22 protein-coding genes are annotated in these 26,723 nt (G+C 56.2%); 9 read left to right on the top strand and 13 right to left on the bottom strand.

Translation table 11 applies throughout. The features are described from left to right. The first annotated feature begins 96 nt into the window (after positions 1-96). The 3 genes from ACP15L_RS21780 (at position 97) to ACP15L_RS21790 (ending at position 4,331) form a co-directional block, all read left to right on the top strand. A complete protein-coding gene (locus tag ACP15L_RS21780) occupies positions 97-942 on the top strand; it encodes an SDR family oxidoreductase (protein ID WP_425085752.1) in 846 nt (281 codons plus the stop codon). Between the two features lie 650 nt (positions 943-1,592). Then, on the top strand, positions 1,593-2,465 hold the full coding sequence (locus tag ACP15L_RS21785; RefSeq protein WP_425085753.1) for an ABC transporter ATP-binding protein: 873 nt from the start codon (positions 1,593-1,595) through the stop codon (positions 2,463-2,465). Between the two features lie 48 nt (positions 2,466-2,513). Further along, positions 2,514-4,331: an SLC13 family permease gene (locus ACP15L_RS21790; protein WP_170768927.1), complete on the top strand. Its 1,818-nt coding sequence runs from the start codon at positions 2,514-2,516 to the stop codon at positions 4,329-4,331. 5 nt (positions 4,332-4,336) lie between these two features. Here the strand turns inward: ACP15L_RS21790 and ACP15L_RS21795 are convergent, their stop codons facing one another. The 3 genes from ACP15L_RS21795 to ACP15L_RS21805 form a co-directional block, all read right to left on the bottom strand. Further along, positions 4,337-4,915: a DUF3611 family protein gene (locus tag ACP15L_RS21795; protein WP_170768926.1), complete on the bottom strand. Its 579-nt coding sequence runs from the start codon at positions 4,913-4,915 to the stop codon at positions 4,337-4,339. Positions 4,916-4,997: 82 nt separating this feature from the next. Further along, entirely contained in the window at positions 4,998-5,516 is a 519-nt protein-coding gene (locus tag ACP15L_RS21800) for a DUF1269 domain-containing protein (protein ID WP_425085754.1), read from the bottom strand. Between the two features lie 93 nt (positions 5,517-5,609). Further along, positions 5,610-7,694: an alkyl/aryl-sulfatase gene (locus ACP15L_RS21805; RefSeq protein WP_425085755.1), complete on the bottom strand. Its 2,085-nt coding sequence runs from the start codon at positions 7,692-7,694 to the stop codon at positions 5,610-5,612. 168 nt (positions 7,695-7,862) lie between these two features. Here ACP15L_RS21805 and ACP15L_RS21810 point away from each other — a divergent pair, with 168 nt between their 5' ends. Beyond that, complete coding sequence (locus tag ACP15L_RS21810) at positions 7,863-8,420, top strand: hypothetical protein (RefSeq protein ID WP_425085756.1); 558 nt, start codon at positions 7,863-7,865, stop codon at positions 8,418-8,420. Between the two features lies 1 nt (position 8,421). Beyond that, complete coding sequence (locus ACP15L_RS21815; protein ID WP_170768924.1) at positions 8,422-8,808, top strand: hypothetical protein; 387 nt, start codon at positions 8,422-8,424, stop codon at positions 8,806-8,808. A 459-nt stretch (positions 8,809-9,267) separates the two neighbouring features. Here ACP15L_RS21815 and ACP15L_RS21820 read toward each other — a convergent pair whose 3' ends face one another. Together ACP15L_RS21820 and ACP15L_RS21825 are read right to left on the bottom strand one after the other, a co-directional pair. After that, entirely contained in the window at positions 9,268-10,713 is a 1,446-nt protein-coding gene (locus ACP15L_RS21820; RefSeq protein WP_425085757.1) for a phospholipase D-like domain-containing protein, read from the bottom strand. Between the two features lie 405 nt (positions 10,714-11,118). Continuing rightward, positions 11,119-12,306 (bottom strand): diaminopropionate ammonia-lyase, encoded by a 1,188-nt coding sequence (locus ACP15L_RS21825; RefSeq protein ID WP_425085758.1) that lies wholly within the window; start codon positions 12,304-12,306, stop codon positions 11,119-11,121. A gap of 14 nt (positions 12,307-12,320) precedes the next feature. On the opposite strand from ACP15L_RS21825, the gene ACP15L_RS21830 reads away from it, so the two are divergent. Further along, positions 12,321-12,887, top strand: a complete 567-nt coding sequence (locus ACP15L_RS21830; RefSeq protein ID WP_425085759.1) for an Lrp/AsnC family transcriptional regulator — start codon at positions 12,321-12,323, stop codon at positions 12,885-12,887. 518 nt (positions 12,888-13,405) lie between these two features. Beyond that, positions 13,406-14,443 (top strand): AraC family transcriptional regulator, encoded by a 1,038-nt coding sequence (locus tag ACP15L_RS21835; protein ID WP_170342831.1) that lies wholly within the window; start codon positions 13,406-13,408, stop codon positions 14,441-14,443. A 189-nt stretch (positions 14,444-14,632) separates the two neighbouring features. On the opposite strand, the gene ACP15L_RS21840 is transcribed toward ACP15L_RS21835, so the two are convergent. The 7 genes from ACP15L_RS21840 to ACP15L_RS21870 all read right to left on the bottom strand — a co-directional run bounded on the left by ACP15L_RS21840 (position 14,633) and on the right by ACP15L_RS21870 (position 22,111). Further along, positions 14,633-14,908: a glycine zipper domain-containing protein gene (locus ACP15L_RS21840; protein ID WP_170343544.1), complete on the bottom strand. Its 276-nt coding sequence runs from the start codon at positions 14,906-14,908 to the stop codon at positions 14,633-14,635. A 285-nt stretch (positions 14,909-15,193) separates the two neighbouring features. Further along, a complete protein-coding gene (locus tag ACP15L_RS21845; RefSeq protein WP_425085760.1) occupies positions 15,194-16,276 on the bottom strand; it encodes a carbohydrate porin in 1,083 nt (360 codons plus the stop codon). A 212-nt stretch (positions 16,277-16,488) separates the two neighbouring features. Beyond that, the gene (locus tag ACP15L_RS21850; protein WP_170342826.1) at positions 16,489-16,854 is read right to left on the bottom strand and encodes a DoxX family protein; all 366 of its coding nucleotides are present in this window, start codon (positions 16,852-16,854) and stop codon (positions 16,489-16,491) included. Positions 16,855-16,932: 78 nt separating this feature from the next. Continuing rightward, entirely contained in the window at positions 16,933-17,334 is a 402-nt protein-coding gene (locus ACP15L_RS21855) for a hypothetical protein (protein ID WP_170364433.1), read from the bottom strand. A gap of 68 nt (positions 17,335-17,402) precedes the next feature. Then, positions 17,403-19,082 carry a hypothetical protein gene (locus ACP15L_RS21860; RefSeq protein WP_425085761.1) on the bottom strand — a complete coding sequence of 560 codons (1,680 nt, stop codon included), beginning with the start codon at positions 19,080-19,082 and terminating at the stop codon, positions 17,403-17,405. Positions 19,083-19,156: 74 nt separating this feature from the next. Further along, complete coding sequence (locus ACP15L_RS21865) at positions 19,157-20,542, bottom strand: metal-dependent hydrolase family protein (RefSeq protein ID WP_170342821.1); 1,386 nt, start codon at positions 20,540-20,542, stop codon at positions 19,157-19,159. Positions 20,543-20,593: 51 nt separating this feature from the next. Continuing rightward, on the bottom strand, positions 20,594-22,111 hold the full coding sequence (locus ACP15L_RS21870) for a metal-dependent hydrolase family protein (protein WP_170343540.1): 1,518 nt from the start codon (positions 22,109-22,111) through the stop codon (positions 20,594-20,596). Between the two features lie 191 nt (positions 22,112-22,302). Here ACP15L_RS21870 and ACP15L_RS21875 point away from each other — a divergent pair, with 191 nt between their 5' ends. After that, complete coding sequence (locus ACP15L_RS21875) at positions 22,303-23,346, top strand: helix-turn-helix domain-containing protein (protein WP_170357385.1); 1,044 nt, start codon at positions 22,303-22,305, stop codon at positions 23,344-23,346. A gap of 408 nt (positions 23,347-23,754) precedes the next feature. Here the strand turns inward: ACP15L_RS21875 and terL are convergent, their stop codons facing one another. Further along, on the bottom strand, positions 23,755-25,206 hold the full coding sequence (gene terL, locus ACP15L_RS21880; protein ID WP_425085762.1) for a phage terminase large subunit: 1,452 nt from the start codon (positions 25,204-25,206) through the stop codon (positions 23,755-23,757). Positions 25,207-25,297: 91 nt separating this feature from the next. Here terL and ACP15L_RS21885 point away from each other — a divergent pair. After that, a protein-coding gene (locus ACP15L_RS21885; protein WP_425084199.1) for an IS3 family transposase occupies positions 25,298-26,649 on the top strand; the annotation gives its coding sequence in 2 pieces (ribosomal slippage) (positions 25,298-25,634 and positions 25,634-26,649; 1,353 coding nt in all). Positions 26,650-26,723: the final 74 nt, after the last annotated feature.

A 26,723-nucleotide genomic window follows, 5' to 3' on the forward strand; every position in this document is an offset into this window, starting at 1 on the left:
CTCAAAAACTTCTCACTAACATAAATGTATGTACTTACCTATTGTAAGTAAAGAGCCTAGCTGTACGAGGTGGAAAGAAAATTGGAGATATCAACCATGACAATCGCAGTGACCGGCGCCACCGGCCAGCTTGGCCGCCTTGTGGTCGAGACCCTGAAAACCAAAGCCGCGCCGGAGGACCTCGTTGCTTTGGCCCGCAATCCCGACAAGGCCGCCGATCTGAGCGTGCCTGTCCGTACATTTGACTATGATGCCCCTGAAACGCTCGCTGCGTCGTTGGAAGGTGTTGAGACGCTGCTGCTGATCTCGGGCAGCGATATTGGTCGTCGTGTTCCTCAACATGCAGCGGTGATCGAAGCCGCCAAGGAAGCGGGTGTGAAGCACATTGTTTACACAAGCCTGCTGAACGCACCGAACAGCACACTGGGCCTTGCGCTGGAACACGTGGAGACAGAAAAACTTCTGGCCGCATCTGGCATCGGCCACACGGTGCTTCGCAATGGTTGGTACACGGAAAACTACGCCATGGGCCTGCCCGCCGCTTTGGAACACAACGCGCTGATCGGTGCCGCCAAGGATGGCAAAATATCGTCAGCCACGCGCCAGGACTACGCTGAGGCGGCCGCCGCAGTCCTTTTGAACACGGATTTGCAGGGCACAATCTATGAGTTGTCCGGTGACGACAGCTATACCTTGGCCGATCTTGCCGCGACTTTGTCTGCTGCGGCGGGCAAGGTAATTCCTTACGTCGATATGCCTGAACCCGACTATGCGGCAGCGCTCACCAACGCGGGCCTACCTGCTGAGCTGGCTGGGTTCCTTGCCCATTGTGACGTGGAGGCGTCCAAGGGCGTGTTGTTTGATGAAGGCACGCAGCTTTCCACCCTGATTGGGCGCCCGACAACGCCACTTGCCTCGGCGGTTGCCGCGGCAATCGCATAAAGCGTTTGTGCGGGGCGTATCATCGCGCCCCGCCTCGCAGTCTTGCGCTGCTTTCTGCGCGACACTTAAGGGAAGCCTTGACTCCAATCAACGTCGGCTTTCGACGACTACCGGCCATCTGCGGACTATGCCGCATCGGTCAAGAAGGGCTCAGAGCGGTCGTTCGCTGCGTTCCGTCTGAATGACCGCTCTGCGGACAAAGCTTCCGATAAGTCAGTTTGTCGGGATGTGTGACAACGGCCCAAACCGGACATACAAAGTGTAATCACATGCTACGTTGCAGCTGATCAAGAGCCGACGTTCGTACTAATCTCAGATTTTGGTCAACCTGAAATTCGGCTAATTCTACAAATCGTGCTCGAGATCTCTCGACTATTTAATACAGCTACGCTGCTCCAGGATTGGACTTCAGCGGCCACTCTCAATTCCCACTGTATGTGTTGCACTCATCTGTTTACTCCTGAAGCCGAGCGTCACAAACGTAGTCTCTTAGGCCGGAGAAAAGGTAGATTTATATTCAGATTGGATTGAGTGTTAGGGTGCAGTCACAACAATGCACCCGCACCTTCAAGCAAAGGTGCTCTTGGATTTTGGGGGATCGAGTGATCGAATTTTACAAATCTATCTTGAGAACAACGGGACATCGTCAGGTGGTCAACATCTTGCTGTCTCTGGCCATTGCCGCTCTGGCGGCGTTTCCACTGAACTACCAGAAGGAAATCGTGAACGGTCTGACCGAAAAGAACATAAGCCCCGGAGGCTTACTGTGGCTTGGTGCTGCTATGGGCGCGGTGATAACCCTGAGCCTCGCGCTGAAATGGGTGCTGGGGTATCTTTCGAGCGTCCTTGGCGAGGACATGATCCGCAAGCTGCGCAAGCGTATTTGCAATCTGTCTCGCGAAAACCCGGCGGGTTCCGAGAAAGTTGCCTATGGTGCCAAAGCAACAATGGTGTCGGCTGAAGCCGAACAAGTAGGAAAGTTCTCTGGTAGCGCTCTGTCTGAACCCATCGTACAAGCCGGAACCCTTGTTGTGATTGTTGGGTATATTGCGGCCAATCAACCCTCTCTGGGACTGATTGCAATTGGCATGATTGTCCCGCAGGTGTTTATTGTTCTTCTCGTGCAGACGCGCGTGAACTCCCTTGTGTCAGACAGAGTTCACACATTGCGCAAAGCCACAAACTGGCTTGTTGACCCTGATCGCTCGGCCGCGGAGATCACTCCTAAATTTGACGAGATCTACGATACCCGTTCCCGGATATTCGTCTGGAAGCTGTCTTCGAAATTTGTACTCAGCGCCATTAACGGAGCCGGGACGGTGGGTGTTCTTGTCGTGGGCGGTTGGCAGGTCCTGGAAGGCAATACGGATGTCGGCACAGTCGTCGCCGCCACCGTAGGTTTGACACGTCTTCAAGGCCCGACGCGGCAGCTGATTGCCTTTTATCGACAGGTCAGTGCAACAGCTGTGAAGTTTGAACTGCTGCGGGAAGCAGGCGTGGATATGGCTGACGCGACCACCTGAAATTTGCACGCATGGATGGACGCCCTATCGTTTGAAGGGGGTAGTATAATGACGAATGAAGCCGGATTTGTGTTCGCTCTGATTGCCGTCGCGGGCGTGCTGATGGCAAGCAACCGTGTTCGCTATGACTTCGTTGCCTTGATAGTTGTTCTTGCGCTTGCCCTCAGCGGCACGCTGACAATTGGGGAGAGCCTATCGGGCTTTGGGAACAGCGTTGTAATCCTTGTCGCCTGCCTTCTTGTGCTGGGCGAAATGTTGGATAGAACCGGCGTTGCTCGCGCAGTAGGGGACGCCATCATGCGGCACGGTGGTCGTGGTGAAACTGGATTGCTGGTGCTTATCATGATCAGCACGGCGCTTCTGGGGAGCGTTATGAGCTCAACAGCCGTCGTCGCAATTTTCATACCGGTCATTCTGCGAATTGCTCAAGAAACGGCAAACGACAAGGCTCGTTTTTTGATGCCAATGTCCTATGCCGCGTTGATAAGTGGCATGCTGACCCTGATCGCCACGCCTCCGAACCTTGTCGTAAGTGATGAGTTGGTGGCGCAGGGATACCAACCTTTCGGTTTGTTTTCCTTTTTTCTGATCGGTGCGTCGGTTCTGGTTGTTGCAGTCCTGTTTGTTTTGTTTTGGGGCCGCTATCGGTTGAAAACCAAGTCGACCCCTGATGAGCAAGAGTTCGCAATTTCCGGAACAACGCTTGCGGGTATGTGGGAAACCTTTGGTTTGGATAGGCATTCCGCGACTTTGAAGGTCACTGCCAAAGTACTCTCAGAGGGCGTTGACAAGCTGACGGGAAGTGGCACGGCAATACTCGTTCGACTGCGGCCTGGCGCCAAAGGAAAGTACCTCGCAGCCATGTTTCGGGAAGGTATGGAACTCCTACCGGGTGACATTGTTTTCATTCGAGGATCCCAAGACGCACTGGCGGAGTTATCAACCAATGCGTTGTTTGCCAAAACTTTGGGTTTTCAGAAATCAAGCGCTGTTTGGATCGATCAGTTGGGTCTTGCGGATGTATTGATCCACCCCGAGGCTAATGTGATTGGTCGACAAATGCATGATGCACCCGGGTTCGAATCCAAAGGGATTGAGATTGTTGGCCTGGTGAGAAACAGCGAGCCCGTCGAACACCCCAACACTGCAGTTTTGCAATCAGGCGATCGTCTTATGCTTGCCGGATCATGGGAAGACTTGGATCGCGCGGTTGAAAGGCATGATATGTTGGTGCTTCTGTCCTTCCCAAATGAGCGGACATCCGTCCCACCGGCAGCTAAGGGTTTTTGGGCTTCGATTGCCATCATGGCCACGATGGTTGCCCTGACAGTTTCAGAACTCGTCTCAATAACTACTGCAGTACTGATGGCCGCGGTAGCGGCAGTCTTGCTTCGCACTCTTTCCGCTGAAGACGCGTATCGCGCCGTAAAGCTTCCAAGCCTCGTTCTTATCGCCGGGATGTTGCCACTTGCCGACGCGCTGCAAGCTACGGGCGGATCGGACATAATCGTCGACCAACTGCTTTACCTTGTCGGAGAAGCCAGTCCGCGCGCAGTCATGGCGGCGATCTTTGTTTTAACGGCCCTATTGGGCTTAGTCCTATCCAATACTGCCTCTGCGGTACTTGTTGCGCCGATTGCAATTTCAGCCGCCGAAGCACTTGGGATTTCACCATACCCAGTTGCGCTGTGTGTTCTGATCGCTGCATCCGCGTCATTTTCGACTCCGATCTCAACACCTGTGGTCACATTGGTCGTTGCTCCCGGGGGGTATAGTTTTGCTGACTTCCTCAAACTCGGTGTGCCGCTCACAATACTGACCGGCACTGTCGCGGTGATCATCGCTCCAATGCTGTTCCCTTACTAAAGGTTTCAGGCATCCTCTCCTCCCAGAGAACGAGAGATCAGGAAAACGATACGCAAAGAAATCGCTACAACAAGCAGCTCAGCGGTCAGCGTCAAGAGTAGGGTCATGATGCTGACGGCATCAACCGCCGAAATCGTGTAGGGGCTGGCACCGGTTTCAGCTGCGGATATCTGCAAGCCGACTTGAGGGTTGGCAAGCATTGTGACCAAAAGCGCAAATGCGGCTCCGAACAATGACACGATTGTCAGAACAGCGCCGATTGTGCCGACCCAAACGCCGATCCACACGCGACTTTGAAGCCGGGCGGCTGAGGGGTCATCTCCAGTCTCTTTCAGCTTTCGCCCCAAAGACAAGTAATGCCAACACCAAAATGTGGTGAAAGCGGGCAGGATCAAACCTAAGAAGGACAGCACGTTGCCCACGCCTGCGCCGCCTCCGACAACGCCAAGGACAACGCCGCCCAGTACAACGACAATGATCAAAAAAACCAGTTGAACCCAGAAACCAATCTGGCCAAGCTTGACGAGCGCATCTGCGACGCGCCCGGAATTTTCGTCATGCCAATTAACTGATTCTTCTGCCATATTGCTGTGCTCCCAACCAAAGCCCTATGATTTGAAGAAGGCCGTCCACGCTTTAGCTTGGCCATCGATCTGAATCAAAAAATTACTGGCTATGCGCAGCGGCGAGTGCTTCGCGAAGTTTGTCTTCTTGTTCCTGCGATAGGGACGTCTGAAGTATCTTCGGGTCGTATTGTTCTATCTCGGCGATCACTTTGTCCGGTGTGGCCTTGGCGACAAGCAGAAACAGAGTCGATGAATTTGGTTGGATGGTCTCGCCCAGTTCTTTGATGAAATCATCATTGATGCCGTAGTCGGAAAGGGATCCGCCAAGCGCGCCCATTGCCGCCCCAGCCAAACCGCCCACGGCCATGCCCGCGAGTGGGTTGAGAACAAGAATACCAGCCAACATACCCACTATTGCACCGGTGCTCAGGCCGGTACTGGCGCCAATTCGGGTCATGTTCACTGACTGCTTAATGTGTATGTCTCCCTCTTCGGGCCGCACAACCACGCAGGCATCCAGCAGGTCGATCAATTCCTGTTTTTTGAGTTGTCGTAGTTTTGTCAAAACAGCATCTGCACTGTCGACACCATCAAATGAAAGAACAACAAGATCAGCCATCAAAGTCTCCTCGGGTGTTTTGGATTACATCGTCAAAATCGTATTGGAGTGTAAAAGTGGGTAACGCGGGTCCGAAGGGACCCGCGCAAAACATCATTCGATAACGACCTGACCAGTCACTGCCTGCAACGGCTCGGCCTCTGCTACCTCAGTTGGACCGGTACTTGTGCCAGGCAAAACTTCGAACAGAGGATCGAACTCAACCATGGCGCCAGCGAGTTTGATCAGAACGCTGACGTCACCATCAGCCGTCGCGCGACCGTCGGCCAGCAAATCCTCAAAATCAGCCTCTCCGGTCATAACAAGTTCCAGATCGGATCGGTTCAAGGTCAGAGTCAGATCTGGCTCATCGAAGGCGAAACCTTCGACATTTGTGAGTGTTGCCTTGGCCAGTTCGATCGCAAACATCTCACCATTGTCGGGCGTGCTGAGGTTCATCGTAAACTCGATGCCTTCGGCCTTGCGGCTGTCCATCTTGATCGCAAGGAAATCAAGGAAGAGCTCAGTCGACATCGCGCGTATCACCTCTGGGCTGGACGTGTCGGCCGTTTCACCGGTGGGGATGCCTGAGCGAAGTTCATAGGCACCGGACAGGAAGCTGTTCCGCAGGCCCGGGTTCTCTTGCTGGTAGCCAAGCTGTTCGTAAACGTCGGCTAACAAATCTTTTACTTCCTGATCTGATGGATCCGACAGGAACAGTTTGTTCAGAATCTCGGACGCTTCGAAATATTGCCCTGCATTGTGCAGTTCCAAACCCTTGGCCATAATTGGATCTTTGCCGCCCATCATCTCGACGTAGAGCGGAGCGGAAGCTTCTGGTTCTAACGGTATCAGGGTCGCGGGATTGCAATCCCAGAATCCAAGGAACCGCTGAACAACGCCGCGCGAATTGTGCTGAGGTGAGCCGTGATAGCCACGTGTATGCCATGTCTGCTGCAAACCCTGTGACGGTTCATAGTGGTGATGTATCTGGTTAATCGTCACGCCCTGATTGGCCAGATGCAGGGTCTGGTTATTCATATGGGCATAAAGGTCGCGCTGATCTCTCAGAACCTGCTGCACGCGGTCATTGCCCCAGCGCGGCCAATGGTGCGAAGCGAACATGACGTCTGCCTCTTGCCCGAACAGGAACAGGGCACGAGAGATGTATTTTGACCATCGAAGGGCATCACGTACCGGCGCGCCGCGCAATGTATAAATGTTGTGCAACGTGGCCGTCACGTTTTCTGCCATCCACAGGGCCTTCATGTCTGGGATGTAAGTATTCATCTCAGACGGCGCTTCAGTGTTAGGTGTGTTCTGGAAGATCATCCGCACGCCGTCGACTTCGAACTCTTCGATGTCGTCCTCGACAATCCGGGTTGGCGCGATCAGGCCAGTGGCACCTGCTGAAACGCGCTTGCCGAGACCCTGATTGACGAACCCATGCGGGGCCACGGGCAACAACAGACCATATTGGTAAAATAGCCGGCGGTTCATTGCGTTGCCCGCGAACACGTTTTCGGAAATTGTGTGTTCCATGAAATCGCGCGGAGCAATGATTTCGACATTCCCGGAATCGACGTCCTCCTGCGAAACGATGCCGCGAACTCCTGCCCAGTGATCGCCATGGGAATGTGAATAGATCACGGCTGTAATCGGCAACCCTTCGCCTTTGTGTTCCGAGAACAATTCCCATGCGGCTCGCGCCGTTTCGGCCGAAACCAGTGGGTCAATGGCGATCCAACCCGTTTTGCCGCGCACGAATGAGATGTCGGACAAATCAAACCCGCGCACCTGATAGATGCCGGGTATTACCTCGTACAGACCATAGTTCTGATTCAGCTTGCTGATACGCATCAATGACGGGTGGATACTGTCGTACTCGTCTTGCTCGTCGATGAAATCAAATGCACCCCGGTCCCAGGCAACATTCCCCGCATCCGCCATGATCTGTGGCTCCGGCATCTGGGCAATGAAACCCTTGGCAACTTCGTCAAAGTCCTGAGTGTCTGAGAAAGGCAGTGTTTCTTTCGCTTCGGCCAGGATTTTGAGCGTGTGCTCGGACGGTGCTTTTCCTTTAGGGTGAAAGTGGCCTTCTAATGGCGCGGCTGTCGATGTGGTTTGTGCTGCTGCTTCTTCCGACAAAAAAGTAGGACTTACCGCAAACGCGGCCCCAATTGCTGGAACAGTTTTCATGAAGTCGCGCCGATTAGGTGCCATCGTATTTCCCCCCTATTGATAAAATTGTCTGAAAAGCAGTGCCTCACATCCTAACATTTAAATGTCATTGTGGAACGATTAAGATTTAGGCAGTCTTGCGCGGCTCATTATCCAGCATGGCTCGCGGATGTATTGAATACCTGAGTGTTTTCTGAAGATTGGGCCGTCTTCAGTGAGCACGGCAACAAAGGACGCGATCTAAAAATAGGTGGATCACAGATCAGGGGGAAACACGATGGCAGCTACCTGCAATGCCTCTCTGTCGAGGCGAGATTTTTCAATCTGGCCGCTGCTGCTTCTCTTTGTTGCATCTCAAGTTGTGCCCCGTTCGACCGCAGTAGTTCGATCGGCGACATAAATTCTGAGCTCACAGACGCGTTGGAACGGATACCTTCTTATGATGGCTCAGATCTGGTTCAGGTCGCCCGGGAGATTGAGGCGAATTCAACACTGATGATCCAGGCGCACGCGGCCTTTATTGAAGAATTCAACCGGTTGTCCGCCAACCGCTCTGTAAAACGTTCCAAGTTGGTAGCTGTTTCAGACAGATATGACACCGAACGCCGTTCGCAACGCGATAACCTGCTGGTATTGCAGGGGCAATTGCAGGCAGCAGTCCCGGAAGACTACTGGCCGGAAGTTGCTGAAATTTTGTACGAAAAGGCAGACTTAGTCGCTTTGGGAGCCAGCTTGGAGTTATGATATGCCAGTAATTGCGACGATAACGGCGGTCACTTTCTTTTTGGACGGATCGTCTGATTTAGCACCATCATTTCTGGAGCCCAATACGCTGAGACCCGCCTTGGATAAGGCTATTTCGCCCGCAGACAGCGATGTCCGGACCGCGGCCTTGAAAATTGTGAGCGACTTGGAAGTTGCCGTTGATCGGTTCCGTGCCACGGTCGAAGGTTCTGCGGACAATGCCATTCTCGGTTCCACGGACAAATCAGCATCGGCATCGTCCACAAGAGCCATTTTTAGTGAACTGGATCGGGAAAGAGATCGAGCGATAAGCGCGGTAATCGACTCACGTGATCAACTCGTTTCGCTTTTGGATCAGGAGACCTGGTCGCGAGTATTCGATGGGTAATGTCTATTGAGAAAGGGGGCAATGTCCACCCTGTCGTCGCTGCAACGCTATCCATAAAGTCGGCGAATACGTTTGTTTGGTGAATTGGATGATGATGCATCCCATGAGGCGTGCTCAAAGTGCTTGCAGACGATGCCGCTACTTTTTGTCTTTTTCCTTTTTTTGGTCATTTGAGGGCGCTCGCCAAAATGAGGCCGCGCCCCAAATCACCAGAACAACCGTAACTATGCCACCCACAATAAATTCCATATCAAGATGATAGCCACACGAGCTTGTTGGCGCAACTTTTCAACACCGCGAAATAGACAAAGGGACGTTCAGCCTTCCCTTTCAATTTCGGACAAACCCTCTGCATTGTCCATTTTGGGTCAAGTTTTTAAGGGCGTTGCGGATACCAAAAAAGAACTACCTCTCAGACCGCTCGCTTGGACGTTCGGGTGTAAGGCTAAGTTTGGCTGCCTACAGGTAAGGGGAAAGTAGCCGGGCGAAACCGTTGCGCAATTTGGCCAAAAGCGGGAGATCATTGATCTCTTCGAGGCTGATTTCTCGAGCGCCAAGTGCTTTTGAGTCAAGTATGGCATGGAGTTCTTCCGACAGCTCTCGATGATAGCATTCAACATTGAACTCAAAATTCAATCGCAGGCTTCTGGGATCCCAATTTGTGCTTCCAACAAGAGCCCAAACGTCGTCCACGAGCATGAGTTTCGTGTGATCGAACGGTGGCTTGGTGAAGAAAACCCGGCAACCATGTTCCAAAATTTGCCCAATCTGCCCCATAGCTGCCCACTCGACAACCTTAACGTTGTTGTTGGATGGCAGGTAGATTTCGACCTTGATGCCACGGAGCGCCGCCACTGAAAGCGCTTCTATCAGCCGAGAATCTGGCAGGAAATAAGGGCTGACAATACGCACCCGTTCCCGCGCGGCCGACAGCGCTGCGAAAATGAGTTTGCTGAGCGTCTCGAAATCCTCGTCTGGTCCGTGCGAAATCCCCCGCGACCAGACTGTGCCATGGCGGGTAAGCTCTGGAAACCATGCCGGGCCGCTCAACTGCTCACCTGTAGTGAAGGCCCAGTCCGTGACAAACACTTGTTTGAAATGGCTTACAACCGGTCCCTCGAATTTGAAATGCAGGCATTGTGTCGGCGCCTCGGGATCGAGGTTCAGGCAATGCGCTTCACGAATATTGGTGCCGCCTGTGAAGCCAATGTAGCCATCCACAACAAGGATTTTTCTGTGATTTCTGAGGTTTGAAAAGCGGCGTGAGGAGAACCCGCTCGTAGGAAGAAAACTCGCGGCTTCAATGCCCACCTCTTCCAAACGAGTAACCATATTTTCTTTGCTGTAGCGCGCGCCAACGCAGTCGATAAGAACGCGCACTACCACGCCGCGATCCTTGGCGCGGACGAGCGCATTCAAGAATTCTTCTCCTGCTCGGTCGCTGTCAAAAATATAGCTCAACAATCCAACCGATAATTTGGCACTATCTATGGCAGCGATCATCTCCGGAAAGGCCTCATCACCATCTTGCAGGCAATCGACCGTGTTTCCCGGCAAGAGTGGCTTTGCGCTAAGAGCTTCCCCGGCACGGGCTAATCCGGCCAAGTGAGGTAGTTGGATATTAGCCTCTTCAAACAACACTCTCTCACTTTCCGAGAAAGAGAAACCTGGAATTCGGCGCATGGTGTCTGACAGGCCCATCCGTGTGCCAGCCCGGTTGATCCGATTGACGCCCAGTATGATGTACGCCAACGAGCCAACAAACGGCGCAAGCCAAGCAAGAGCTGACCAGCCAATCACCGCGCGCGTATCGCGCTTTCTCAGAACGGCATGCACAGTGACTCCGAAGGCTAAAGACACCTGCGCAAGCGCGACGAGAAATGCCCACAGGTAGACGAGGCTCAAAATACGATCCCCCAAATGCAGCTATACCACTTGAAGCCTCACACTATCTCTTTTGACTAACAAGGGTGCAGAAAGTTTGTTTTTGACATGCTTGGATCCAGCCGTTCTACCACTGGCGTCACGCTTGGCGCACCTCATAGGCCGTCTCCGAGCCTTACCAACGCCTGCTTAGCTCCATTCTGCGGACCTCGATGAACGGTGCAGCGAAGGTCTGCTTCCCGCCCAAAACGACAGATGCTGCGCCCATAGCCTAAGTCGCCTTTGGGCTCAGAGCGGTCGTTCGCTGCGTTCCGTCTGAATGACTGCTCTGCGGACAAAGCGGCCATTGCATCCTGAGAACCCAATGACCGCTGTCTACAGGATCGACAGTTCGCAGACTTGTGTCGCGCTCACCAAGTCAAGCGATCAATCTTGATCCGCCATAATAGCTTGGAACAAGCTTGGGTCAGTTACACCTTCGGAGCCAATAATCATCACGCGACTCTCGCAGTCTAGCTTCATCTTATCTCGTAAAGAGGGATTTGTTGCGCCACAGATCAAACCAATCAAGCCCGCCACAGCACTCTCGCCGACTTCAATTCGGCAGTCCCCACTTTGCCCATTTGCGAGCATTCGTACAGCCGGTGCGACCAGAGTTTCGGGTATTGTTATGAAGCCATAAACGGAATTTTCCAGAATTTTCCAGGCGATCTGAGAAGGTTCACCGCATGACAGCCCTGCCATCAGTGTCTCTTCTTCGATTTTTACAGATGTCGGCGCCCCTGCCTTGGCACTTGCAAACAGGCATGGTGCCAGCTCGGGCTCAACGACGATGCTGCGTGGCGCAGCATTGCCCCATTCTTGATGAAAGGTTGCAATCACGGCCGCTGCAAGACCGCCTACGCCCCCTTGAAGGAACAAATGCGTCGGTGGTTCCGATAGCTTTCGCACAATCTCTCGTGCCATCACTCCATATCCTGCCATAACGTCTACGGGGGCCAGACAATACCCTGGCCATGACGTATCGGACACAATTGTCCAGCCGAACTCCTCTGCATCAATACGAGTTTGCGCGACCGTCGCGTCATAGTCCCCGTTGATCCGAATGACTTTCGCCCCCAATTTTTGCATCGCATCAGAACGAAATGGACTTACTTCTGCATGGATGTAGATTCGACATTTCGCCCCAAACCTTTGTGCACCCCAGGCGACAGATCGCCCGTGATTGCCATCGGTCGCAGATATGATGGTCATTTCAGATATCTGAGACGCAAAGTGCCCATTCCGGATCTCTTCGACAGTGATCTTGCGCCCTTCAGCATCCGACAATTCGCGCTGAATGCTGCGCAGCACTGCATAGGCTCCGCCCAAGGCCTTGAAGCTACCAAGTCCGAAACGTGGGCCTTCATGTTTGTAACAGACAGCCTTGAGGCCCAGAATGCCAGCAAGTCCGGTAAGGTCAAAAATAGGTGTAGGTTTGTATCCCTCCCAGGCCGTGATTTCGTCCTCGGCCTCGTCAAAGCTGGTTCGAGAAAGAATTTCAATGACTTCAGACCCAAACCTTGGCTGAGCGGTTACGAAGTCGGTTTTTGCGGTTTCATATTGCTTGAGCATCGGAAGTCCTTTCTGTGCTTGACCGCAAAAATACTTCACAATTTTCGGGAAAAAGGCTCTATTGTTTAGCGACTGGCGATAAAAATTTGCATATTCAAGCTATGGCACGAGAGTATTCATCATCAGGACTAGACGCCTTTGATCTGGCGATTCTCAAACTTTTGCAGCAAGATTGCACGCAGCCACAGCGCCAGATCGGCGAGGCTGTAAATCTTTCGACCGCTTCTGTGCAACGGCGGATCAAACGGATGGAGAGCAAAGGTATCATCTCTGCTCAAGTCGCCCAGATCGACCCAAAGGCCGTCGGACTGCCACTAACCATAGTCGTGGAGGTTGAATTACAGGCAGAAACTGCAGGCCGAATTGATGAAGTAAAGCGTAGCTTCCAAGAAGCGCCCGAAATCCAACAGTGTTACTATGTCACAGGAGAAGTGGATTTCATTTTGATCGTGATAGTTGGAGACATGTCTGAGTATGAAGACCTGACTCAGCGTCTTTTCTTTCCGAATGAAAACATCCGGAAGTTTCAAACTTTTGTTGCTATGGATCGCACCAAATCTGGCATGCGCGTAAATATTTGAATTCGCTCTACCGAAACATCAGATGCGGACATTTGTGCAATCTGCAGCATTTGTTGCATTGGGCTCGAAGCAGACTTTCGGTTAATTCCGCTGAATGTCCGCATTGCGGACTTTCCCGCCGTTCGCCTTGCGCCCCTATACGGCCGCTATCTGCGCATTGCGGTCGTTGGTCGAGCACCGCACTTCGCAAGCGCAGCACGATCTCAGACCCTCGTGAACGGCCCAGAGCGGACTTTTAAGTAGCGCGCCGAGAATGGCGGCTTCGAAAGCCACAGCGAACGAGCAAGCTGCCCAACCCGGACGATGTGCGCCGCTACTCGGTGTGTCACACCGCACGGATCTCGAGTTACTCGCGACCGACGTCGCGCCTACCTTGGTGGCGAGTGTGTGAAAGGCACTGCGGGTATTGAACGAAACGGGCGTTGCGTTGTTCGAACGTTGGCTTTGGCAACTGGCAAGAAGGTCAGACGGGCCTTAACGTGGCGCAACACGTCAGACACCGAGACTACGGACCAGAAATGAAATCCGAGATTCCAAAACACAGCGCAATCTGGGGACAGATCATTGTCGGTGAGTTGAAGAAAACAGGCCTTTCCGAGCGGGATATCCGAAAGGAGTTCGGGATAACCAGATCTCAACTCGAAGACCCGGATGCTCGCTGGTCCTTCGACAAGACTGCCTGGTTGTTTGAAAAGGCGAGCGCTTTGACCAGGGACGACCTTGTCGGATACCGCCTGGCACAGTCGCCGGACCTGGTCAGGAAGGCCGGGTTGCTCGCCTATGTCGGCGTTTCGGCACCTACCGTTGGCGGTTACCTTCGAAACATCACCCGTTTTCAGCGCGTGATCGGTGACGCGAGCAAGACGGCCATGGAAGAAGGCCCGGAAACCACCCGGCTGACCTGGCACTACGATGTGCCAGCAAGCATTCCGACCGGGCAATATGCCGAGTTTGGAGCCGTTGGCACGGTCTTCGCCCTGCGGGACTACTCCAATCGGCAAATCCGTCCGACGCATGTTCGGTTCGCGCATCAGCGGCTGACCGGCACCGAGGCCCTCGACAGGTTCTTTGGCTGCAATGTCCTGTTTGGTGCCGCGGAGAACAGCATTGCCTTCAAGGCGGCTGATATGGATGTGCCGCTGTTGACGGCCGACGACAACTTGCAGCGGACGCTTTCGGTCATTTGCGAGAACACGCTGGCTCGGATGCCGCAGACACCCAACAGTGTGGCCCGGGTTGTTGAGAGGCAGATCACGGCGCGTCTTGCAGCCGGCACGGCCCAGCAGGACGCAATTGCGGCGGAACTTGGGATGAGCGCCCGAACGCTGGCCCGCCGACTGACCGACGAGGGCACGAGCTTCGCAGCGGTCGTCGCCAATCTGCGAAAGGCTCTGGCCCGGGACTATCTGCTCAACAGCACGCTTCCGCTCACCGAGATCGCCTATCTTCTCGGATATAGCGACGCCAGTACCTTCAGCACGGCATTCCGAAGATGGTACGGACAGCCCCCCAGCGACTTCAGGGAGCAGCCAGCAACAGAAGCGCCCCTGGCATAGGGCGAACGATCTGAGTAGAGGCCGGACTGCTCGGATCATAGGCCCGCACTTTCACGTTTCTCCGTCTTCCTGAACCACCCTGACGCAACAAACCCGGCAGGCATGAGGCCTAACGGGTTTGAAGCAGATGCCGGATCTCTCCAGCGTCGGTTGGAAGGGGTAAACCGTTCCGGTTGTCTTGTTGCGGGATCAGCGCTTGTGCTTGTTGCCACCCTTCTTGCGATCGTCCTTGCGATCTTGACGATCCCGGTCTTCGGCGATCTTGCCACCGAGCGCACCGGCGGCTGCGCCGAGGGCCAGGCCGTCCTTGGCGTCGCCGCCGGTGATTTCGGTCAGCACGGCGCCGGCCACAGCGCCCTTGAGGGCTTTCTCACCGATGTCACCGGCATTGGCGGCCATCGGGGCAGCGAGGGCGAGTGAGGCGGCAAGGGCGGCGAATACGGTGTTCTTGAGGGTGTTTGTCATCGGTTCCAACCTTTCTGACGGTGGCGACCTCCGTGGCCGCCTTCTGTGGAAAGATCTAAGCGAACCGCCATGCCCCCGCTTGAGAGCATCCGACAGCTTCATTGGAATGGCTGACATTGCAGAGCAACAAGCCAAATTCGACGGTTGTTCTGCCGTCAAGACTTTCGCCTGACGCAATGCCAATCATCCAAGGGGTCGCCTCCTTGGCCGCGATGGCTGCATGGGCCGTTCCGGCGCAGGCACGACACTCCCAACCAGACGGCATTCTATCCGCCGCTACTCAGGTCAAAGATTGATCCGCAGCCTCAAGCCGAAAACGGTCGTGTCCTGATCGTTGAAGCCCGGGTTGATCATGTGCTGGACGTCCGCCGTCAGGGCGACATTGTCCGACAGGTCCAACCGATAGAAGGCCTCCATTGTGGTCTGGGTGTCGAGCGTTTCATCTACCGGGTCCGCAACGGTCGCGCCAAACCCAAAGAGGTCGTCATAGAGGCCCGGCCGCCATAGAAGTCCAGCGTTGGCTGCGCGTCGGGCGATCGGCGCCTCACCCTCCGACCAGCCGAGGCGTCCGTAGATCATGAATTCCTCGTTGATCGTGTGGTTGGCAGACAGGATCGCCCCGTAGCTCTCCGGCACGCCTGCCTCGGTGCGTTCATCGACGTGAAATACCCCGAGGTGAACGTTGGTTAGAAAGCGCTTCGAGCGTTCGGGCGTCCATCCGATCTCGGCGTATTTGTAGAACTCGGGGCCACCGGGAAACCACTCGACATCGGTCAGCGAGCCGTTTGCATCCGACAGGACACCGAGGGCATAGATCTGGTCGGTCAGGAAACCGCCCCCCGCAATGCCGAAGCCGGGATCGGGGATCGGCAGGACCGGGCTGAACAGGATCGAGAAATTGGAGAAAGTCGTGCGTGGGTTCACGTAGCCGAGGATGTCCGAGTAGTCTCCCGGATCGATCCGGCCGGCCACGAAACCGGCCTTCCCGCCAGCGAGCGTCTGGGACCAGTAGGCGACGGAGAGGGTCGTGTCGGTGTCACTGAATGTCGTTGCGGTGACGCCCGCATAGCCGATTTCCCCGGCAAGCCCGCTTGGCGCGATGTCCGTGCCGAGCAGATGGCGGTTCTCCAATGTGAAGACCAATTGCCCGGGATTTTCGCCGCCGCGATTGAGCAGCGTCCACTGGCCCAGAATGCGCGCCTGGCCCAAGGCGGCCTCGTCGATATCGGTCAGGCTCTCGGTCGCGGACTGGTAATAGGCCTGGTAGTCGAAGGAGAGGTTCAGGCCGGTGCGTTCGGCAAAGCGTTGCCGCGATGCCTCCAAGGGGTCCAATGCCGCATCCAGCCCCGGCCAGCGAGAGTCCTGCAACCGCCGCACTCGGTCTTGTTCCAGTTGGGCCTGCGTGGATGCCGGGCCACCGAGCGAGACCGCTGCGGCGGCCTCCAGGGCGGACGTTGGCCGGCTTTCCTGCGCCAAGGCTCCGGTTGATAACCAGAAGCCAGCGACGATGACCGTACCGAGAAGCCTTGCCTGTCCCATATGAGGTCTCTCTTGTTGCTCTTGATTCTTCTTCGGCCCGCTCATGCAAGTATCGCCAGTACGACATCCCGGCCCGTCCAGAGGACGAAGGCCGAAAGCGTAGCCGTGATCATGGCAGGCACACCGTCTTTCCAAGTGTCCCAGATCAGATGACAACCGATTGCGCCAAGCGACGTGCCCAGAAGGGCAGCGGCCCCGAGCGGCCCGAGCAAGCTGCCTTGAAACCAGATCGCCACCGCCCCGAAAAGCTCGACACCACCGACAAGCGCCATGATCTGACGGTTCAGCCCGTATTTGACGAACATCGCCAGTTGCGTTTCGAAGATGAGCTTCTGCCAGCCAAGGATCTTGATCGAACTGGCGAAGAGAAAGAAGGCGGACAGCAGGCCAATGGCAACTATTTGCATAATACGACTCCGCCGACACACACAGGGCTGAAGTTCATTTGATGTTCCCTTCTGGATCGTCCCGAGTGTGCAGTCCGGTTACTTGAGATCGTCCTGCGCCTTGATCTCCGGCACACGGGCGAGGGCTTCGGCCATGTCGGCGCTGCTCATCAACTCGATCATCTGGTAATCCTCCAGCAACCCGTCACCGAGACGGCTGACATAGAAGGCCTGGATGAAGGTGGGGTCGTCCGGCAGGGCGACGGTGATGTAGTTCTTCCCGTTCCCAAGCCCCCAATAGTAGCTCAAAAGCTCGCCGCCGAGCGCCTCGATCCCACCCTTCACCGAGGCCGCGCGGTCCCCGGGATTGGCGATCTGCATCTCCCAGGCGGCGCTGTTGGATGCGCCGATAAACAGGAAGGTGCGCATGTCTTTTGTGTCCTGCGCCGCTGCAACTGTCGCAGAGACGCAAAGGGCTGTCGAAAGAAGGATCCTGTTCATCTTGCCACCCGGAATTGCTTCGATGTTGTGGTCAGTACAGCATGGCTGCCCTGACCGTTCTTGTGGGTTCAATGCCCCGGAGCTCCGGGAATGGAGTGTTCCAGCTCGGCAGGGCGGAGCGGGAACTCGGAATGCTCATCCTCTGGCGTTTCGATGTCGGCGTGCCAGGTGAATTCCTTGTCCCCGAGGTCCAGATCGATCTCGCCCCCTTCGATGACCGGGTAACGGATCGGCTGCCCGGGCCGCAGGTCGATATTAGCGACACCGTCGTCGATAATGACCTGCCCGCTCACCAGAACGTAGGGGATTCCCTTGGTGAAGGAGCCGTTCATGCCCTTCTTCATCGATGATGTTTCGGTGATCGTGTCGGGGTCGAAGATCGTGATATCCGCGATCATGCCTTCCTGCATCCGGCCGCGTTCCTGCATCGCCTTCAGGCCCACCTTGGAAAAGTACTTCGCGGGAATGTAGGAGGCGTTGTTCACCATCTCCATCAGCGCGATGCCCTGTTCACGGGCCTCGCGGAACACGATGCCATAGGTGCCGGCATTGCGCGGGTGCCCCCCGTACTCCGTGAAATCGGCCTCGATCGGCAGCGGTTCGCCATCGACGGTGAAGCCGACGATGTCGTTGGCGATCGCAATATCCTTCATGTGGATCCAGCGCTCCAGGTCTGCTTCGGGGCGGACTGTGATGAAAATCGGCTTGCTCGGATCCTCCTTCTGCTGCCGTAAGAACTCCTCGTCGGACTCGTAGAGTTCGCCGGTGCTGGTATCGAAGATATCGCGGGTCGGAACGATATTGTTCGCCTCGATCTTGTCCGGCAGCAGTTGCGGTGTCGCGATGTTCGGATTGCCGGTGATGGCCGGGTAGTATTCCGCGAAGATGGTCATTCCGCGCATTTGCAGGCGGCGCGCAAGCTCGTAGATTTCTTCCCACCCCTGGTTCTGGATGTGGGAAAGGATCAGGGCCCCGTCGAGCGCAACGGCGTTTGCGATCACCTCGTTTGCGCCCAGGGAATAGTAGAGCGGCAGGCTCTCGGTCGGACCGAAACGGGTATGGGCGCCAAAGAAGCGGTCATACTTCTTCGCCATTTTCTGAAGCGCGAAAATCTCCTTCGGATAGGTGTTGTATCCCATGTATCCCACCGTCGTGTTGACGGTGATCGCCCCGGCGCGAAGACCCTTTTCATACATGGTCATGACTTCGACGAGCTGATCCGCAGTCGGAATATCCAGCGCCCAGCTGGCATGTCCGTCTTCTTCCTCGGCTGCACCGCGTGACTTGAGGATGTAGGTCGGATCGGATGCCAGCTCGACTGAAACCCCATCCATCACGACACGCCGGATCTCCTCGTGCCCCATCCCGGAACCGAAGTTGAGAAAGGAATTGCCCTCGTACTTGTCGTAGAACAGGTCGGCATCCGCCACGCCGCTCTCGGTATCGAGGATCGTCGTCGTGCCATCATGGGCCATCATCTTCTGATCGAAGCCGCCAAAGGAATGCGAATGGGTGTTGATGAATCCCGGCGCGACTACATGCCCGGAAACGTCGATCTCGCGCTTGCCCGTCAAGGCATCTTCGGTGATCGCGGTGATCCTGTCGCCGGTCACGCAGACATTGCGCACGGCATCAAGATTGGTTTCCGGGTCCATGACGCGGCCGTTGAGAAGCGCGACGTCGCACTCCTGAGCAACCGCCATCGAACTGCAGAGGGCCATGAGAGTGGCAAGAGTGAGGTGTTTCACGGTCAGTCCTTCCGGGATGATTGCGTCGGGCAAAAAAACGCGGGGCGGACGAGGGAGACCGCCCCGCGCTCTCCTCAGTCCAGCGTGTTCTTGTAGATCACGCCGTCCTTCATGATGACCTTCAGGTTGGGATCAGGATCGGCCAGAAGAAGGATGTCTTCGAGCGGGTTGCCATCGACCAGCAGGAGATCCGCGTAAGCGCCTTCCTCGACCACGCCGAGCGGGCCGTCTTGATACGGATTGTTCAAGCCCGTAAGCCGGTTCATGCGGGCGCCGTTCGATGTGGCCATGCGCAGAATGTCGAAGGGTTTGAACTTGGCCTCGTGCAGGTATTTGAACTCGTCGTTCATCTTCTTGTCCTGCTCAAGCGTCTGGTCCCAGTTGTTGATGAGATCGGTGCCCAGAGTGTAGAGGTCGATCATGCCCGGTGTCGTCTGGATCACCTCGATCATGTTGGCGGCGGCGTCACGGACACTCTTCCATTTGGCGAACGAGGCTGGCGTGTAGAAGGCTTCCGCCTGTTCGGTCGTCACCGAGTAGACCGGGGCTACCGCCGTCGCGAACATGATCTGCTTTTCGACCATGATCTCGGCGGCCTCCTTGGTCAGGAACGGGATGTGCTCAACGGTCTTTGCACCGTTGTCGATACAGTTGCGGATCGCCTGCTCGGTGAACACGTGGCAGGTGACGTAGGTGCCCCATTGCTCGGCGGTCTTGACCGCCATCTGGATCTCGTCCGCCTGGTACTGAAGCGAATGCAGCGGGTCGAACTCGGACGTGACCCCACCGCTGACCATGACCTTGATCTGGGTTGCCCCGCGCCGCAGGTTCTCGCGCACCGCCATGCGGATCTGCTCCGGGCCATCCGCGATGAAGCTCATGTCCGTGTCGACCCAATGCGATGGGCCTTGCCCCGACAGGGTTGGATGCCGGTCGTTCAGCTTGCGGAAATCGGCATGGCCCGATGTCTGCGTGATGAAGGCCTCCGAGGAATAGATCCTCGGGCCGGGGAACATACCGGTATCGATGATCCGCGCGATGGACTTTGCCGGTCCGCCGAGGTCACGAACCGTCGTGAACCCGTTCATCAGGATGCGCTCGGACCGGATCGTTGCAACGCCACCAAGATGGAAGGGCGTGATGTTCTGGCGCAACCCGTCACTGAGCGGGTTGAACACCAGCAAATGCACGTGCTGGTCATGCATCCCCGGCATGAGCGTGCGCCCGCCGCCGTCAATCATGGTTGCGTTGGGCGCTTCGATCCCGTCCGTCGAAATTTCCTTGATCAGGTTGCCTTCGACCAGAACGCTGGCGTTTTCGATCCGCGCCTCGTTCACGCCGTCAAAAACATGGACATTGGTGAACAGGGTCTGCGGCAGCGCTTCGTCCTGCGCAGAGGACATGCCGGCAGCGAGCGACACCACGCCCGCCAGCAATGTGGACTTGAAAAGATGCTTCATAAGTTTGCCCTTCCGCAATGTTGACGGCGGAGCCAGCGCCCCGCCGAAAGTTCAGTTCAACGTGTTCTTGTAGAACTTGCCGTCCTTCATGATGACGCGAATGCTCGGCACGTCCTGCCCGCGTGGCTCGGCATCGAACCATGTATCGACAGCGCCGATGGCAGTGATGTCTTCGAGCGGGTTTCCGTCAACGATGAGGATATCGGCATAGGCACCTTCCTCGATCACGCCGAGCTTGCCTTCGGGATAGGGGTTTCCGCGTCCCGTCAGTGCGGCCAGTTCGCCGCCATTCGAGGTCATCATCTGCAAGGCCCAGAGGTTGCCGAACTCACGCGCCATGAAAGCCTTGGTGAAGTCCATCGACTGCCGGTACGGCACACCGGTCAGCAGCACGTAGTCGGAATCGAACACCATCTTCGGCTTGTACTTCCGCACCAGATCAAACAACTGCTCGCTGTTTTTCCGCAACCAGAGGAACTTCGCCGTCGGCGGGAAGGTCGGGTCCTGGTGCATCGGATGCTCAAGCGCCTCGGGCGCCAACGCGGTCAGGTTGGGCGAGAAGAACGCTTCCTTCTCTACCAGCTTCTGCATCGTCGGTTCCGTTATGGTCAGGCCGTGATCCACCACTTTGACCCCGAGATCGAGCGCGCGCGACAGGTCGCTATCCATGAAGACATGCATGGCGACATAGGAATCCATGTCCCCGGCCACCTCGACGGCAGCGGCGATTTCTTCGTCTGTAAAGGCGGACTGGTAGATCGGGTCCTTGATGGAGGTCACACCACCACTGACCATGATCTTGAGGTAGTTGGCCCCAAGCGCAAAGTTCCGCCGCGCGCCGTGGAGCACTTCGGCAGGGCCGTCGACAAGCCGCGTGATCTCCAGCCGTTCAAGATTGCTTTCGTTCTTGCGTTGCCCGGCGATCCCCCAGTCGCCATGACCACCGGTCTGGCTGAGGCAGGCGCCGGACGAGTATATCCGCGGGCCCGGAAGCGAACCCTCGTCGATTACCGCACGAAGTCCACCATGTGCACCGCACATGTCGCGCACGGTTGTGAAGCCCATCGCCAGCATTTCCTGCGCAAAGGCCGCAGAACGTGCGCCGATCTCCTCCCATGTCGTGTCCTGAAGGCCCGGGATCGTGCCATCCTTGTACATATTCACATGCACATGGCTGTCGATCAGTCCCGGCATCAAGGTGCGTCCGCCGCCGTCGATCACATTGACCTCGACCTCTTTGGTCTCGATACCGCGTTCGGTCTGGATGGTGAAAGAATAGCCGTCGATACCGCCAACAGGATCGGGCAGGCGCTTGCTTCCGCCCGTTCGAACTTCGACTTCCCACGTGCCGGATTCGGGAATGTCCTCTGCAATCTTGTGAATCTTGTTCTTGACGACGAGCACGTCGACATCTTTCAAGCCGTCATTCACCCCGTCGAAGACCATCACGTTCTTGAACAGCGTGACCTCCGAGGGAATGTTGGGGATATCCTGCGCAATGGCAGGCGTCGTGAGCGCAATTGCCATTGACATGGCCGGCAGCAACGCCTTCAGGTTGAGTGTTGTCATTCGGTGTCCTCCCAGGGGTCGGTCTTCCTGCGGACCGATCCTCCCACTATGCACATGTGCCCCGAGATTCTTTTGACCCGCTGATCCCGTGGTGCATTTTTCTGACCCGATCCGGTCAATTTCAGCCAATTTCTGCTTGGCCGTCAGGCGCCCGCGCCCGTAGCGTGTCGGAGAGCGAAAGGGTGATGTGGATGCCGCAAGGAGAACAAAAGGACGGTTTGTCCCTCGTACGTGCTACGGTCCTCGGCCCCGTCGTAGCGATGATGCGGCGGCTCGATGCGGATCCGGCCTTTGCGCTCGGGCTGCATGGATTGAGCGAGGAACAGGTCCTGAACCCGGCCGAGTTCATCCCGCATGACACGGTCTATGCGGCGCTGGCCTCCATCGCCGACATCACCCGGCCGGATATCTGCGCCTTGGCGGGACAACAGACAGACCTGTTGAAGTTCCTGCCGCGTGGGGCGCTCCTCGGCCAGTCGGTGACCCTTGGCGATTTCTTCACCCGGTTCACCCAGATCGTCTCGAAGGAAAGCAACGCGGTGTCCTTCCGGCTCCTGATCGAGGAGGAACACGCCTACTTCACCACCAGTCGCAATTTCGAACCCGAGGTGTCGCCGGGCCATTCGGACGCCTTTCTCGTCGGGATCTGGATCTCCCTGCTGCACCGTGTTCTCGATTTCCGATGGGATCCAACCCAGGTTGTTCTGCGCCTCTGCGATCCGACCCTGCTGCCGGAGCAGTTTCATGGCGTGCGGGGCATCAAGTGCAACAACAGGGGATTCTCCATCCGCTTTCCGGCGGCCTGGCTGTCGCTTCCAATCAACCCCGAACTCCTCGTGAACCACGACAATGATATCGAAGAACCGGTTCAGGTCGATGTGCCCCTGGACTACCTCGAAGGCTTCGAAATTCTCGTGCGATCAAGGCTGTCCGATCCGGCGCTGACGGTGAGCGAGGCCGCCCGGATGTGCAGCATCACCACCAAGGTGCTGAACAAGCGCTTGTCCTCCTACGGAACAACGGCGTCCAAGGTGATCAACCGGCTGCGGATGGAAAAGGCCTCCGAACTGCTCACCACATCTGATCATTCGATCAAGGAGATCGCCCAATTGGTCGGCTTGTCCGAAACATCGGCACTCACCCGAGCCTTCACGCGGAACTTCGGCATATCCCCGAAAGATTGGCGCAATAAGGAGGCACAAGAGGCCCAAATTGCCGGAGCGCCTGCAGATTAGCCTGACCCCGCTGCGACTTCTCGACTACCGCAATCTCTTGGAACCTCGGTCGCCAATGGTAATGCCGAAGAGATGCATGAACCGGCGAGCCCTTCGCGGGGAGCAATCGATGGGAAAGGAGACCTCCATGCTATCCGCAGCGAACTCCCGCTTGCCGCCCATCTTGACCGCCTTGGTTTCTGCGAACTCTGACTTCTCGTGCCCGCAGCGAAGGTCCGTAAGGTCGGCATTCTGCCCGTTCGTGACAAAAGCTGCATCGGTCGGGAAGGGCTCAAAGCCGTCATCCGACGGCATTAGCGATTAGACCGGTTTGTGGTTGCGAGCGGTCATTGGGGCCGCTCTCAGGATTGGTCCGACATCGGCCCTCCCAGTACTATTCAACGAGTTTTCAAGCTCAACTCCGAGATCCTACCGTCGCCTGACCCTCTCTCGATTACGCTCCCGACGTTCGATGTTGATCCGGTGGTCGCGGCCCAATGCCCGGTAGAAGCCCGGTCCCTTGGACCAGTTCAGAAAGTGGGCAAAGCTGTCGACCTGATCGTCGTTGCGTCCGCGTGGAAAGGACTGAAGCTCCCGTTTGAATACCGGCAGCCAGGGTGCATCTGCAGGCAGATAAACCTTGCCCTCTTCGACAGGACCGCAAGCGGACTGGAACCGGGTTTCCTTGTCCTTGTCGGGTTTAATGCGTTCGTAGCGCCGACGGTCATCACGAAACAATTCGTCCAAAAGAGGTTTGCCGGAGGCCGCATCTTCGATCAGGACACGATCGGGATCCCAACGGCCGACAAGTTGCAGTGCCTTGGCTTTCAGGTCTGGGTAGTCTACCTGCCCGCGCCAGACGTCGATAAGATGCCACGCATTTTCGCGGAACCCCCAGGTTGTACAGACAGAGAAATCAGACCGGGGGTCTGCCGACATGCCCGTATCCCAGCTCTGAACCACCAGTTGGAACCAGCGGCGATCTTCGATGGTCTCGTAGGTGCCAAACCACTCCCAGCGCAAGGGCGACCCGTCGGGAGCAATGGGGTTCTGCTGATACTGGCAATTGAACACGGCCGCGCCCATTTCGCGACGCTTGGTATCCAGCGTTTGCTGATCCAAACGGGACGGGCACAGGAGATCACCCGGTTTGCGGCGCATGACCCTTCCACGCCCAAGAGGAACCACCTCATGGCCTTCTGCGATGGCAGGCAGATTCAGATGCCGGTAGGTCCCGCGTTCGAGCAGATAACCCGGCGGATCCATCTCGTGCAACCGTTGCGCAACCATAACCACACGCCCTTCGGCCGGATTGTCGAAGCGCGACAACAAGGTCCCCTCAATGAACTCCTGCGCCTTGACCAGCTCGGCTTCGGAGCCGGCATCTCCGGCTTTCAGCAGGTCATCGATGATGATGTAATCGGCGCCATGACCGGTGACAGAACTTCCAATGGAGACAGCCTTACGGCTGCCTCCCTTTGTGGTGCGGATTTCTTCTGAGGTGTTGCCCTTTTTAGCCAAGACCGTTTCAGGGAACATTTCCCGGTACCAGCGCGCAGACATGATCCGACGACAATCTTCGGAATGTTTGCGCGCCAGATCCAACCCATAGCTGGCAACGATGATCTTGGCGCTGGGGTTATGACCGAGAAGATAAGCGACATATGCAACGGCCACGGTGACCGATTTCAGGCAACGTGGCGGGATGTTGATGATCAGTCGCTTGTTTTCGCCTCGACGGACATTGTCCAACTCATGGCACATGGCCCGCACATGCCAGGCCGGATCAAAGCTGCGGTCAGTTCCCTGGTGCAGCGTGCCAAACACACGCCAAACGAAGGGAAAGAAATTGTCCCGGCAAACCTCGCGAGCGGCTTGCACGACGATTGTCTGACGTCAGCGCCAATGGGACAGTTTAGGTCGATTTGATAAGAGAGGGTTTCTGGCTCATCGTAACCGCCAAGGAGTGGAGATGAGAAAGAAACCCGGAACCAAGCAGAGCCACGGTGAGAAGGTCGTAAAGGACATTCGCCGTGCGACCCGCAAACAGTATTCCGCAGAAGAGAAGATCAGGATCGTGCTGGACGGCCTAAAAGGCGAGGACAGCATTGCAGAGCTGTGCCGTCGTGAGGTCATCGCGCAGAGCCTTTATTACAGCTGGTCCAAGGAATTTCTGGAGGCCGGCAAGAAACGTCTGGCAGGCGACACGGCCCGCGCGGCAACTTCCACCGAAGTGAAGGATCTGAGACGGGAAGCCCGTGATCTGAAGGAGGTGGTTGCCGAACAGGCTCTTGAACTGCGGTTGCTCAAAAAAAGCATGATCGCGGATGGGGACGACGACGCATGAGATATCCCGCATCCGAAAAACTGGAAGTCATCCGCTTGGTTGAGCAATCGCATCTGCCGACCAAGCGCACTTTGGAGAAGCTGGGCATTCCGAAGACCACCTTCTATCGCTGGTACGACCGATATCTCGTCGGCGGCCCCGAGGCGCTTGAAGATCGTAGACCCACGCCGTCACGGGTCTGGAACCGCATTCCCACGCCAGTGCGCGAGAAGATCAAGGATCTGGCTCTGAAGGAAAGTGAGCTTTCCCCGCGTGAATTGGCTGTTCGCTTCACTGACACAGAAAAGTACTTTGTGTCAGAGGCTTCGGTCTACCGCATCCTCAAGTCTTACGATCTGATCACCAGCCCAGCCTATGTGGTTTTGTCAGCCGCAGACGAGTTCCAGGACAAGACAACACGACCGAACCAACTCTGGCAGACCGATTTTACCTATCTCAAGGTGATCGGCTGGGGCTGGTTCTATCTCAGCACGATCCTGGACGATTACAGCCGCTACATCATCGCCTGGAAGCTTTGCACGACGATGAAGACCGAGGATGTGACCGACACACTGGACCTCGCCCTGCACGCCTCAGGCTGTGATCAGGCAACGGTGCTGCACAAGCCACGTCTGCTCAGCGACAACGGGTCCAGTTACATCTCTGGTGAGCTTGCCGAATGGCTGGAAGATCAGAAAATGGATCATGTTCGAGGGGCACCATACCATCCGCAAACTCAGGGAAAGATCGAGCGCTGGCACCAGACGCTCAAGAACCGCATCCTGTTGGAAAACTACTATCTGCCCGGTGATCTCACGCAGCAGATTGACGCCTTCGTCGAGCACTACAATCACCGGCGTTATCACGAGAGCCTGCAAAACCTCACGCCCGCTGATGTCTACTTCGGACGCGGGCAGACCATTCTAAAACAACGAGAAAGGATCAAACGAAAGACTATCGAAACCCGGCGCTTGCTTCACCGCAAAACCGCCGCATAATCAATCTAACCAGATGAGACAGATACTCTCTTAGATCACGCCGCCATCCGTCCCAAAACCCCTGACAACGGACA

Origin of the sequence: Ruegeria profundi (assembly GCF_049800715.1) — a bacterium.
Classification (GTDB): Bacteria; Pseudomonadota; Alphaproteobacteria; order Rhodobacterales; family Rhodobacteraceae; genus Ruegeria; species Ruegeria profundi_A.

What these genes read in the sequence shown, in the direction of transcription:
- ACP15L_RS21780 (WP_425085752.1), top strand. Translation starts at nt 97, where the DNA reads ATGACAATCGCAGTGACCGGCGCCACCGGCCAGCTTGGCCGCCTTGTG.
- ACP15L_RS21790 (WP_170768927.1), top strand. Translation starts at nt 2,514, where the DNA reads ATGACGAATGAAGCCGGATTTGTGTTCGCTCTGATTGCCGTCGCGGGC.
- ACP15L_RS21795 (WP_170768926.1), bottom strand. Translation starts at nt 4,915, where the DNA reads ATGGCAGAAGAATCAGTTAATTGGCATGACGAAAATTCCGGGCGCGTC.
- ACP15L_RS21800 (WP_425085754.1), bottom strand. Translation starts at nt 5,516, where the DNA reads ATGGCTGATCTTGTTGTTCTTTCATTTGATGGTGTCGACAGTGCAGAT.
- ACP15L_RS21805 (WP_425085755.1), bottom strand. Translation starts at nt 7,694, where the DNA reads ATGAAAACTGTTCCAGCAATTGGGGCCGCGTTTGCGGTAAGTCCTACT.
- ACP15L_RS21815 (WP_170768924.1), top strand. Translation starts at nt 8,422, where the DNA reads ATGCCAGTAATTGCGACGATAACGGCGGTCACTTTCTTTTTGGACGGA.
- ACP15L_RS21825 (WP_425085758.1), bottom strand. Translation starts at nt 12,306, where the DNA reads ATGCTCAAGCAATATGAAACCGCAAAAACCGACTTCGTAACCGCTCAG.
- ACP15L_RS21835 (WP_170342831.1), top strand. Translation starts at nt 13,406, where the DNA reads ATGAAATCCGAGATTCCAAAACACAGCGCAATCTGGGGACAGATCATT.
- ACP15L_RS21840 (WP_170343544.1), bottom strand. Translation starts at nt 14,908, where the DNA reads ATGACAAACACCCTCAAGAACACCGTATTCGCCGCCCTTGCCGCCTCA.
- ACP15L_RS21850 (WP_170342826.1), bottom strand. Translation starts at nt 16,854, where the DNA reads ATGCAAATAGTTGCCATTGGCCTGCTGTCCGCCTTCTTTCTCTTCGCC.
- ACP15L_RS21855 (WP_170364433.1), bottom strand. Translation starts at nt 17,334, where the DNA reads ATGAACAGGATCCTTCTTTCGACAGCCCTTTGCGTCTCTGCGACAGTT.
- ACP15L_RS21865 (WP_170342821.1), bottom strand. Translation starts at nt 20,542, where the DNA reads ATGAAGCATCTTTTCAAGTCCACATTGCTGGCGGGCGTGGTGTCGCTC.
- ACP15L_RS21870 (WP_170343540.1), bottom strand. Translation starts at nt 22,111, where the DNA reads ATGACAACACTCAACCTGAAGGCGTTGCTGCCGGCCATGTCAATGGCA.
- ACP15L_RS21875 (WP_170357385.1), top strand. Translation starts at nt 22,303, where the DNA reads ATGCCGCAAGGAGAACAAAAGGACGGTTTGTCCCTCGTACGTGCTACG.